Source organism: Nocardia sp. NPDC127606, assembly GCF_042671725.1.
In the GTDB taxonomy this organism is placed as follows: domain Bacteria; phylum Actinomycetota; class Actinomycetes; order Mycobacteriales; family Mycobacteriaceae; genus Nocardia.
The window spans coordinates 473,959-486,076 of sequence record NZ_JBHXWQ010000005.1; the positions used below are offsets into that span (position 1 = coordinate 473,959).

Consider the following 12,118-nt stretch of genomic DNA (forward strand, 5'->3'; position numbering starts at 1 on the left):
CCATTGCCGCCGCGGCCGGTTCGGTGGTCGGCCGGGCGATCGCGGGTCTGGGTGTGTACGTCCTGGACAACCGGTTGCGGCCGGTGCCGGTGGGTGTCGCGGGCGAAATGTATGTCGCCGGACCGCAGTTGGCGCGCGGTTACCTCGGTCGCCCCGACCTGACCGCCACCCGCTTCGTCGCCAACCCGCTCGCGGGCCCGAACCAGGGTGGCTCGCGCCTGTACCGATCGGGCGACCTCGCGCGCTGGAATCGCTTCGGCGAACTCGAATACCTGGGCCGCGCCGATGACCAGGTGAAGGTCCGTGGTTTCCGGATCGAGCTCGGTGAGATCGAAGCCGCGGTGCTCGCGCAGCCGGGCATCGCCCAGGCCGCGGTCATCGTGCGTGAGGATCAGCCGGGTGATCAGCGGATCGTCGCCTACGTGGTCGCCGAGGGCGATCTCGAACCCGACCTCGAGACCATTCGCAGCGGCGCGGCCGAACAGCTGCCCGCCTACATGGTTCCGGCGGCGCTCGTGCGCCTCGAGTGGATCCCGCTGACCGTCAACGGCAAGCTGGACCGGCGTGCGCTGCCTGCTCCGGCGGTGCAGGCGCGGGCCTTCCGCGCACCGGTCACACCCGTGCAGGAAGCCGTGGCCGCGGTCTTCGCCGATGTGCTCGGCCTGGACCGGGTCGGTGTCGACGACGACTTCTTCGACCTCGGCGGCAACTCGCTCATCGCGACCCGCGTCGTCGCCCGCATCGGTGCGGCGCTCGGCGCGACGGTGCCGGTGCGCGCGCTGTTCGAAGCGTCCACCGTGGAAGCCCTCGCGGCACGGGTGGAATCGCACACCGGCGGCACCGCTCGCGCGGCGTTGGTCGCCCGTGAGCGCGCCGAAGGGGAACTGGTTCCGCTGTCGTTCGCGCAGCAGCGGATGTGGTTCCTCAACAAGTACGACACCACCTCGGCCGCCTACAACCTGCCCGTCGCGATCCGTCTCACCGGCGACCTCGACACCGAGGCACTGGCACTCGCGCTGGCCGACCTGGTCCGCAGGCACGAATCGCTGCGCACCCGCTACCCCGAGCACGGTGGCACCCCCGTGCAGCAGATCGTCGCGGCGGAACGCATTTCGCTGGACCTTCGCCCGATCGCGATCGCTCAGGACGAGCTGTTCGAGACCGTCACCGAGTTCGTCTCCACTGGTTTCGATGTGGCCGAACAGGTTCCGATGCGCGCCCGCCTCTTCCGGGTCGCCTCCGCAGGCCACACAGGTCGCACCGCTGACAACGAACAGGCTGCGGGTGCCGAGCACGTCTTGGTCGTGGTCGTGCACCACATCGCCGCCGACGGTTTCTCGATCGCGCCGCTGACCCGAGATGTGATGCGCGCGTACACCGCCCGTGCCCAGGGCACCGCCCCCGGCTGGGCGCCGCTGCCGGTGCAGTACGCCGATTTCGCGATCTGGCAGCGCGCGGTGCTCGGCACCGAGGACGACGCCGACTCGCTGATGTCGCGCCAGGTCGGCTACTGGCAGTCCCAGCTCGCCGGTGTCCCCGACGAGCTGACCCTGCCGTTCGACCGCGCCCGCCCGGCGATCGCCTCGCATCACGGCGCGACCGTGCACCGTGAACTCTCGCCCGAGCTGATCGCGAAGCTCGACGAGGTCGCCCGCCGCCAGGGCGCGTCGCTGTTCATGGTCATGCACACCGCGCTCGCGGTGCTGCTGGCCCGCCTGTCCGGCTCCGACGACATCGCCGTCGGCACCCCTATCGCGGGCCGTGGTGAACAGGCCCTCGACGACCTGGTCGGTATGTTCGTCAATACCCTGGTGTTGCGCACCGGTGTGCGCCCGGCCGAGTCCTTCACCGACCTGCTGGAACAAGCGCGCACGACCGACCTCGACGCCTTCGGCAATGCCGATGTGCCGTTCGAGCGCCTGGTGGAACTCCTGGCTCCGGAGCGGTCGCAGTCGCGTAACCCGCTGTTCCAGGTGATGCTGGCCTTCCAGAACCTGGACCGCACCACGCTGGAACTGCCCGGCCTGGCAGTGTCGGCGCTCGACCTCGACGAGAGCGTTGCCCGCTTCGACCTGCAGTTCACCCTCTCCGAGCTGGGTGAACCCGGCCACGGCGGGATGGCGCTGGCACTGAACTACGCCACCGAACTGTTCGATGAGGACACCGTCGCCGGCATCGCCGTGCGCTGGCAGCGAGTGCTCGAAGCGATCGCCGCCGATGCCTCGATCACGGTCGGCGCGATCGATGTGCTCGACGCCGCCGAGCGGACCGACCTGGTGTTCCGGGTCGGCGAACCGCCGGTGCCTGCCCGTACTCTGCGTACCTTGCTGTCCGAGGCCGTCGCTCAGAACCCGACGGGCCCGGCGGTGGTGTTCCAGGGGACGAGTGTGTCCTACGCCGAGCTCGACGAACGCTCGAACCGGTTGGCGCGCTTGCTGATCGCCGAGGGGATCGGCGCCGAGGATCTCGTCGCGATCGGTGTGCCGCGTTCGGCCGACTCGGTGCTGGCAGCGTGGGCGGTCGCCAAGACCGGGGCGGCCTTCGTCCCGGTGGACCCGACCTACCCCGCCGACCGCATCGCCCACATGGTCACCGACTCCGGTTCACCGCTGGGCATCACCGTGGCGTCGGTGCGCGTGGGTCTGCCCGATATCGCTGCGCGTCCGGCGGCGGAATCCGTTGCGGCGCGGCCGGAAAGCTCGACCGCCGTTACCGGTGCGGTGGGCTGGCTGGTGCTCGACGAGCTGGATCTGGACGCTTTCGACGGCGGTCCGATCGCCGACACCGAACTGGTCCGCGCGACCACGCCCGAGCAGCCCGCCTACGTCATCTACACCTCCGGCTCCACCGGTGTGCCCAAGGGCGTCGTCGTCACCCACGCCGGTCTGGCCAACTTCGGTGAGGAGCAGGCCAAGCGCTACGCCCTCGACACCGATACCCGCGCACTGCATTTCGCCTCGCCCTCGTTCGACGCCTCGATCCTCGAGCTGCTGCTGGCGCTGGCCCGCGGCGGTGCGCTGGTCGTCGTCCCGCCCGGTGTCTACGGCGGTGACGAGCTGTCGGAGCTGATCCGCGCCGAGCGGGTCACCCACGCCTTCATCACCCCCGCCGCGCTGGCGACCTTCGACCCCAGCGGGCTCGACTCGCTGCGCGTGCTGGTCGCCGGTGGTGAGGCGGTGCCCGCCGATCTGGTGTCGAAGTGGGCAGTTCCTTTGGCGGACGGCACGACTCGCGCCTTCCACAACGGTTACGGCCCCACCGAGACCACGATCATGACCAACATCAGCGCCGCGCTGACACCGGGCGAGCTGGTCACCATCGGTGGGCCGACTCGCGGCATGCGTTCGCTGATCCTGGACACCCAGCTCCAGCCGGTACCGGTGGGTGTCGCGGGTGAGCTCTACCTGTCGGGCATCCAGCTGGCCCGTGGGTACCACGCCCGCGCCGGGCTCACCGCCGACCGGTTCGTCGCCGACCCGTTCATCCCGGGCGAGCGGATGTACCGCACCGGCGACGTGGTGCGCTGGACCGCCGAGCGCACCGTCGAGTACGTCGGTCGTTCCGACTTCCAGGTCAAGATCCGTGGCTTCCGGATCGAACTGGGCGAGATCGACTCCGCTCTCGCCTCGCACGAGACCGTCGACTTCGCCACCACCGTCGGCCACAAGAGCACCGCGGGCGCGGTCTCGCTGGTCGCGTATGTGGTTGCCGCGCCGGGGCATTCGATCGATGTCGCCGCGCTGACCGCGCACGTCGAGGATCGTCTGCCCGCGTACATGGTGCCGTCGTCGATCATGGTGATCGACCACGTGCCGCTCACCCCGGTCGGCAAGCTCGACCGAAAGGCGTTGCCGGAGCCGGTGTTCGCCACCGAGGTCACCTTCCGGGCCGCGCGCAACCCGATCGAGCAGACCATCGCCGAGGTCTTCGCCGAGGTGCTGGGTGTGGAACGCGTGGGCGTGGACGATTCGTTCTTCGCCCTGGGCGGTGACTCGATCGTCTCCATCCAGCTCGTCTCCCGGGCCAAGGCTCGCGGCGTGCTGTTCTCCCCGCGCAACGTCTTCGAACAGCGCACCGTCGCCGGGCTGGCCTCGGTCGCCGAAACCGCCGATGTCGCGGCGGCTTCCGCGATCACCTTGGCCGAGCTGCCCGGTGGTGGCGTCGGCGAGATGCCGCTGACCCCGGTCGTGCGGTTCATGGCCGAGCGTTCCGGTTCGTTCGACCGGTTCAACCAGACGATGGCATTGGAACTGCCGGTCGGTATCGACCGCGCGGGCATCGCCGCCACCGTCGGGGCGGTCATCGACCGTCACGACATGCTGCGCTCGCGCCTGCATCAGGTCGACGGCCGCTGGGTCGTCGTCACCGCCCCCACAGGCACCGTCGACGCCACCGCGCTCATCGATCACACCTCTTTCGACCCCGCCGTCTCCGATGCCGAACTCGTCGAGATCGCCGCTGCCGCACTGGATGCGAGCCTGGACCGCCTCGACCCGGCCGACGGCGTCGTCGTGCGCTTCGTCTGGCTCGAGCCGGAGCTGAACGTCGACGAGGGCGCAGGTGCGTCGAATGCCCGTCGCGCAGGCCGCCTGATCGTTGTCGCTCACCACCTCGTCGTCGACGGCGTCTCGTGGCGCATCCTCGTGCCCGACTTCGTTTCCGCGTGGGGTCAGCTCTCCGCCGGGCAGCAGCCCGAGCTCGGCGCCCCCGCCACCTCCATGCGGGCCTGGGCGCACGCGCTGGCCGACGAGGCGCGCACCGCCGACCGCGCCGCCGAACTCGACTTCTGGCGTGAGGTCGTCGCCACCCCGGACCCGCTGCTCACCGCGCGGCCCATGGACCCCGCGGTCGACGTCTCCGGTGTCGTCGAGAAGCTGCCGGTCGAGGTGTCCGCCGAGGTCACCAAGGCCCTGCTCACCACCGTCCCCGCGCTCTTCCACGGCGGCGTCAACGACGGTCTGCTCACCGCGCTGGCACTGGCCGCCGCCAAGTGGCGCGCCACCCGAACCGGTCCCGGCGCGCTCGGCAACGGCCACCGCGCCGACCCGAGCGGCGACGCGCTACTCGTGCGTCTGGAAGGCCACGGTCGCGAGGAAGAGGTCGCGCCCGGCGCCGACCTGTCGCGCACCGTCGGCTGGTTCACCGCCATCTTCCCGGTCCGCCTCGACCTGGCCGGCATCGACATCGACGCCGCGCTCGCCGGTGGTCCGGCGCTGGGACAGGCCGTCAAGGCGGTCAAGGAACAGCTGCTCGCGGTGCCCGACAAGGGCATCGGTTACGGCCTGCTGCGGTACATGAACGCCGAGACCGCCGTCGAACTGCCCACGCAGCTCCCCGGCCAGATCAGCTTCAACTACCTCGGCCGTGTCGCCGACAGTGACGTCCCCGACGCGCTGCGCGGCTTCGGCTGGATCCCCGCGCCCGAGCTGGCCGCCCTCGGTGGTGCCTACGACGCCGACATGCCCGCGATGGCGCCCCTCGATGTCAACGCGATCGTCGTCGGCGACAAGCTCAGCGCCAATATCGGCTACCCGAGCACCCTGCTCGCCGAGGCCGAGGTCCGCGAATTCGCCGACCTGTGGATCACCGCACTGGAAGCCGTTGCCCGGCACGCCAATTCGGCCGACGCGGGCGGTCACACACCGTCCGACTTCGCCCTCGTGCGCTCCACCCAGCGCGATATCGACACCTGGGAGAAGCGCTACCCCGAGCTGACCCAGGTGTGGCCGCTGGCCGCGCTGCAGGCAGGTCTGTTCTTCCACGCCCGTCTCGCCGCCACCTCGGTCGACGTCTACACCGCCCAGGCGGTCCTCACGCTCACCGGTCGCGTCGACGCCACCCGTCTGCGCGCCGCCGCCCAGGCGCTGCTCGACCGCCACGAAACCCTGCGCACCGCGTTCGTCACCGACCACGACGGCAACGCCGTGCAGGTCGTCCTCGACACCACCCGCGTGGCGTGGACCGAACACGATCGCATCGAGACCGGCGAATACGCCGACCTCGTCGAGGCCGACCGCACCGCGCGCTTCGACCTGGCCGACCCGCCGCTGATCCGCTTCACCCTGATCCAGATCGCCGAGCACGAATGGCGCTTCGTGGTGTCCAACCACCACATCCTCCTGGACGGCTGGTCGACGCCGCTGGTCATGCGTGACCTGCTCGCCCTCTACGCCCTGCACGGCGACGCGAGCGCACTGCCCGCCGTCCGCTCCTACCGGCACTTCCTGGAATGGGTTGCCCGCCAGGATCACTCGGTCTCGATCGAGGCCTGGTCGCACGCGCTGCGCGGCGTCACCGAGCCGACCATGCTGGCCCGCCCCGACGCGAGCCGCGAGATCGCCGCCCTGTCCGACGAGTACCTGTTCGACCTCGACGAGCCCACCACGGCGCGGCTCGTGGCGCTGGCCGCCGACCTCGGCGTCACCCCGAACACCGTCCTGCAGGTGGCCTGGTCGATCGTGCTCGGCCGGATGACCGGCCGCGACGACGTGCTCTTCGGCACCACCGTCTCGGGTCGTCCCGCGCAGCTGTCCGGCGTGGAATCCATGGTCGGGCTGTTCATCAACACCGTCCCGGTGCGCGTGCGCTTCGACGCCGCGGAATCGGTGCGCGACGTGCTCACCCGCACCCAGGGCGAGCAGGCCGATCTGCTCGACCACCACTACATCGGCCTCGCCGAGATCCAGTCCGCGGCCGGAATCGGTGGCCTGTTCGACTCGCTGGTGGTCTTCGAGTCCTACCCGGTCGACGCCGAGGGCATCAAGGCCCAGGCCGCCGACATCGACGGCATGGCTGTCACCGGCCTCGACGCGGCCGACGCCACCCACTACCCGCTGTCGCTGATCGCCCAGCTCGACACCCAGCTGCGCGTGCGCGCCGGCTACCTGAGCGACCTGTTCGACGCGGCCACCGTGCATCGCATCGCCGAGCGCCTGATCCGGGTGCTCACCGCGATCACCACGGAACCGGCTGTCGCCGTGGGCGATATCGAACTGCTCGACGCCGCCGAACGCGAACTCGTCGTGCGCGAGTGGAACGCCACCGCGCACGAGGTCGACCAGCGGGCCACCCTCGTCTCGATGTTCGAGGCCCAGGTCGCCCGCACGCCGCAGGCCACCGCCCTGTCCTTCGAGGGCACGAGTCTGTCCTACGCCGAGTTCGCCCAGCGGGTCTACCGCCTGTCGCGCTGGCTGATCGACCGCGGCGTGGGCCCGGAAACCTATGTGGCACTGGGCATGCGTCGCTCGATCGACCTGGTCGTCGGCATGTACGCGGTGAGCGTGGCCGGTGGCGCTTACGTGCCGCTGGATCCCGATCACCCGGCCGAGCGCACGGAATACATTCTGGCGACGGCGGATCCGGTCTGCGTGCTCACCTCGGGCACCGATCTGGAGATCGACACCGCACAGGTCCGGATCGACCTGCTCGACCTGGACGGCTACGCCGATTCCCGCGTCGCCGACGCCCAGCGGATCGCGCCGCTGCGTCCGGAGAACACGGCGTATGTGATCTTCACGTCGGGTTCGACGGGTCGTCCGAAGGGTGTGGCGGTCAGCCATGGTGCGATCGTCAACCGTTTGGTGTGGATGCAGCAGGCCTACGGTCTGACCGAGGCCGATGCGGTCTTGCAGAAGACGCCTGCCACGTTCGACGTGTCGGTGTGGGAGTTCTTCTGGCCCCTGCAGATCGGCGCGAATCTCGTTGTCGCCAAGCCGGACGGTCATCGCGATCCGGCGTACCTCGCGGAGATCATTCGCACCGAGGGCGTCACCGTCACGCACTTCGTGCCGTCGATGCTCGCCGTGTTCGTCGCCGACGCCGCGGCCGCGCGCTGCGAGTCGCTGCGGATGGTGTTCGCCTCCGGTGAAGCGTTGCCGCCCAAGCCCGCTCACCGCTTGCGTGAGCTGACCGGCGCCGCGCTGCACAACCTGTACGGCCCCACCGAGGCCGCCGTCGACGTCACCTTCCACGAGGTCGTCGACACCGACGTGGACACGGTGCCGATCGGCGCCCCGGTCTTCAACACCCAGGTCTACGTCCTCGACGCGCGCCTGCGCCCCGTCCCGGTCGGTGTCGCGGGTGAGCTCTACCTCGCCGGTGCCCAGCTGGCGCGCGGCTACGTCGCCCGCCCGGATCTGACCTCCGATCGCTTCGTCGCCGATCCGTTCGGTGACGACGGCGAGCGCATGTACCGCACCGGTGACCTCGTCGCCTGGACCGAACAGGGCGAGCTGGAGTACCTGGGCCGCACCGACTTCCAGGTGAAGCTGCGTGGTCTGCGCATCGAGCTCGGCGAGATCGAGTCCGCGCTGACCGGCCTCGACGAGGTCGCTCAGTCGGTGGTCGTCGTGCGTGGCGAGCAGCACACCGGTGACCAGCTGGTCGCCTACGTCATCCCCGCGACCGGCCGCACCGTCGACATCGAGGACGCCCGCGAGGAACTGGGCAACAACCTGCCCGCCTACATGGTGCCCGCGGTCATCATCGTGCTCGACGAGTTCCCGCTCAACGCCTCCGGCAAGCTCGACCGCAAGGCGCTGCCCGCGCCGGTGTTCGAGGCCGCGGTGTTCCGCGCCCCGACCACCCCGGTCGAGGAGATCGTCGCCGCCACCTTCGCCGGTGTGCTCGGTCTGGACCGGGTCGGCCTGGACGACGACTTCTTCGCGCTCGGCGGCAACTCGCTGACCGCCACCCAGGTCGCCGCCCGCCTGTCGGCCGCGCTGGACACCGATATCGGCGTGCGCGAACTGTTCGAGTCCTCCACCGTGGCCGGGCTGGCCGCGCGGGCCGAGACGCACTCCGGTACCGAACGCCGCGCGCCGCTGGTGCCCCAGCAGCGCCCCGAGCGGGTGCCGCTGTCGCTGGCCCAGCAGCGCATGTGGTTCCTCAACCGCTTCGACCCCGAGTCCGCGGTGGACAACATTCCCGCCGCGGTCCGGCTGTCGGGCTTGCTCGACCGCCAGGCGCTGCAGGTGGCCGTGGCCGACGTGCTCGCTCGTCACGAATCCCTGCGCAGCTACTATCCGGAGGTTTCCGGCGCCGGCTACCAGGTGATCGTGCCGACCGGCAAGGTCATCCCCGACCTCGCGCCGATCGAGACCACCGCCGCCGAACTGCCGCAACGGCTTTCGGAGCTGGTACGCACCGCGTTCGACGTCACCGCCGAGGTGCCGTTCCGTGCGGCCCTGTTCGAGGTGAGCCCCACCGAACACGTGCTCGCCCTTGTCGTGCACCACATCTCGGCCGACGGCTTCTCCATGGGCCCGCTGACCCGCGACGTGATGACCGCCTACAGCGCCCGCGTCGAAGGCGCCGAACCGGCCTGGCGTCCCCTCGATGTCCAGTACGCCGACTTCGCGCTGTGGCAGCGCGCCGTGCTCGGTGACGAGGACGACGCGCAATCGGTGATCGCCCAGCAGATCTCGTACTGGGGTTCGACCCTGCGCGGCCTGCCCGAGCAGCTCGATCTGCCCGCCGACCGGCCGCGCCCCGCGGTCGCCAGCGGACGCGGCGCCACCCACACCTTCGAGATCGACGCGAAGACCCATGCGGCCCTGACCGAGCTGGCCCGCACCCGCGGCGCGACGCTGTTCATGGTCGCCCACGCGGCGCTGGCACTGCTGCTCTCGCGCCTGTCCGGCGAGAACGACATCGCCATCGGCACCCCCATCGCGGGCCGTGGCGAGCGCGCCCTCGACGACCTGATCGGCATGTTCGTCAACACCCTGGTGCTGCGCACCGAGGTCGACGGCGACGCGAGCTTCACCGACCTGCTCGGCGCGGTCCGCGCGAGCGACATCGCGGCCTTCGGTCACGCCGACCTGCCGTTCGAGCGGCTCGTCGAGATCATCAACCCCGCGCGCTCGCAGGCCCGTCACCCGCTGTTCCAGGTCATGCTGGCCTTCCAGAACACCGGCCAGACCAGCCTGGAACTGCCCGGCCTCACCGTGAGCGGCGTGGATCTGCCGATCGACGTGGCCAAATTCGACCTGCAGGTCGTGCTCACCGAGAAGCCGGGCGACGCGTCCGGCATCGTCGCCGAGCTGATCTACGCCACCGACCTGTTCGACGCGGCGACGATGGACCGCTTCGGTGCCCGCTTCGCCCGCCTGCTGGCCGGCATCGCGGCGGCGCCGAACCGCGCCGTCGGCGATATCGCCCTGCTCGACTCGGCGGAAACCACTCTGGCCGTGCACGGTTGGAACGACACCGCCCGCGAGCTGCCCGAGGCGGGCACGCTGGTGGACGAGTTCGCCCGCCAGGCCGCGGCTACGCCCGACGCGGTCGCGATGGTCGACCCCGCCACCGGCGAAACCCTGACCTACGCCGAATTCGCCGCGCGCGTGCACCGTTTGGCGCATCGCCTGATCGAGGCGGGCGTTGGACCGGAAGCCCTGGTCGCGCTCGGCCTGCGCCGCGGCATCGACCTGGTCGTCGCGGCCTACGCGGTGCAGGAAGCAGGCGGTGGCTACGTGCCGCTCGACCTGGACCAGCCCGCCGACCGCATCGCCTACGTCCTGGAGACGGCTGCCCCGGTCGCCGTGCTCACCACTACCCGCGACGGGTTCGGACTCGACGACGCGGCCGTGGACACCGCCCCGACGACGCTGGTCATCGACGCGATCGACCTCACGGCGTACCCGCAGACTCCGGTCAGCGATGCCGAGCGGATCGTCCCGTTGCTCCCGCGGCACCCGGCCTACGTCATCTTCACCTCCGGCTCGACCGGTCGCCCGAAGGGTGTGGCCGTGCCGCACTCGGCCGTGGTGAACCAGATCCGCTGGATCACCGGCGAGTACGGCATCGACGCCGACGATGTGGTGCTGTTCAAGACGCCTGCCACCTTCGACGTGTCGGTGTGGGAGCTGTTCGGCCCGCTGAGCACCGGCGGCCGGATCGTCGTGGCGAGCCCCGACGGCCACCGCGATCCGCAGTACCTCGCCGATGTCATTGCCGCGCAACGGGTCACGATGACCTCGTTCGTGCCGTCGATGCTCACCGTGTTCGCGGGCAGCATCGATCGGGCCGCGATCGAGGGCGGAGCTCTGTCCTCGCTGCGCACCCTGCTGATCGCCGGTGAGGCATTCACCGCCGATACGGTCGTCGCATTCCGCAAGGTGAGCGACGCGGCTCTGTTCAACCTGTACGGCCCCACCGAGTTCACCGTCCACGCGACGCACGGCCCGGTCGCCGACCAGGTCGACGGCGCCGTCCCGATCGGTACGCCGGTCTGGAACTCGCGGGCTTACGTTCTGGATTCGCGATTGCACCCGGTCGCCGCCGGTGTCGCCGGTGAGCTGTATCTGGCTGGTGCCCAGCTGGCCCGCGGCTACTTCGGCCGCCCCGATCTCACCGCCGACCGCTTCGTCGCCGACCCGTTCGGGACCGACGGCGAACGGATGTACCGCACCGGTGACCTCGTCCGCCGCGACGAGAACGGCGTGATCACCTACCTCGGCCGCACCGACTTCCAGGTCAAGCTGCGTGGTCTTCGGATCGAGCTCGGCGAGATCGAAGCCGCGCTCACCGCGCACAACACCGTCACGCAGGCCGTGGTGGTCGTGCGTTCGGATGCTCGCACCGGTGACCAGCTCGTCGGCTACGTCGTCCCCGCCGTGGGCGAGACCGTCGACATCGACGCTCTGCGCGCGCATCTCGCGGCGCAGCTGCCGTCCTACATGGTTCCGGCCGCCTTCGTCATCATCGACGAGATGCCGCTGAGCGCCAACGGCAAGCTCGACCGGCGCGCCCTGCCCGAGCCGGTGTTCGAGGCCCGCGAGTTCCGCGCGCCGCGCACGCCGATCGAGGAGATCGTCGCCGCCACCTTCGCCGAGGTGCTCGGCCTGTCCGGTGATCGCGCGGTCGGCCTCGACGACGACTTCTTCGATCTGGGCGGCAACTCGCTCATCGCCACCCAGGTGGTCGCCCGCCTCGGTGCCGCCCTCGACACCCGCGTCCCCGTGCGCGCCCTGTTCGAGGCGCCGTCGGTGGCCGCGCTGGCCGCCAAGGTCGAGGTCCACGCGGGCAGCGGCAGCCGTCGCGAGCTCGTCGCCGGTACGCGCCCGGACCAGATCCCGCTCTCGCTCGCGCAGCAGCGCATGTGGTTCCTCAACCGCTT

1 protein-coding gene (cut by both window edges) is annotated in these 12,118 nt (G+C 70.4%); it reads left to right on the forward strand.

Every position in this 12,118-nt window falls within one protein-coding gene, locus ACFVJ5_RS24470, for a non-ribosomal peptide synthase/polyketide synthase, read on the forward strand. The gene is 43,866 nt long; 15,286 of those nucleotides lie to the left of the window and 16,462 to its right, leaving coding positions 15,287–27,404 in view — codons 5,096 (partial) to 9,135 (partial); the first codon wholly inside the window starts at position 3. The start codon and the stop codon both lie outside this window.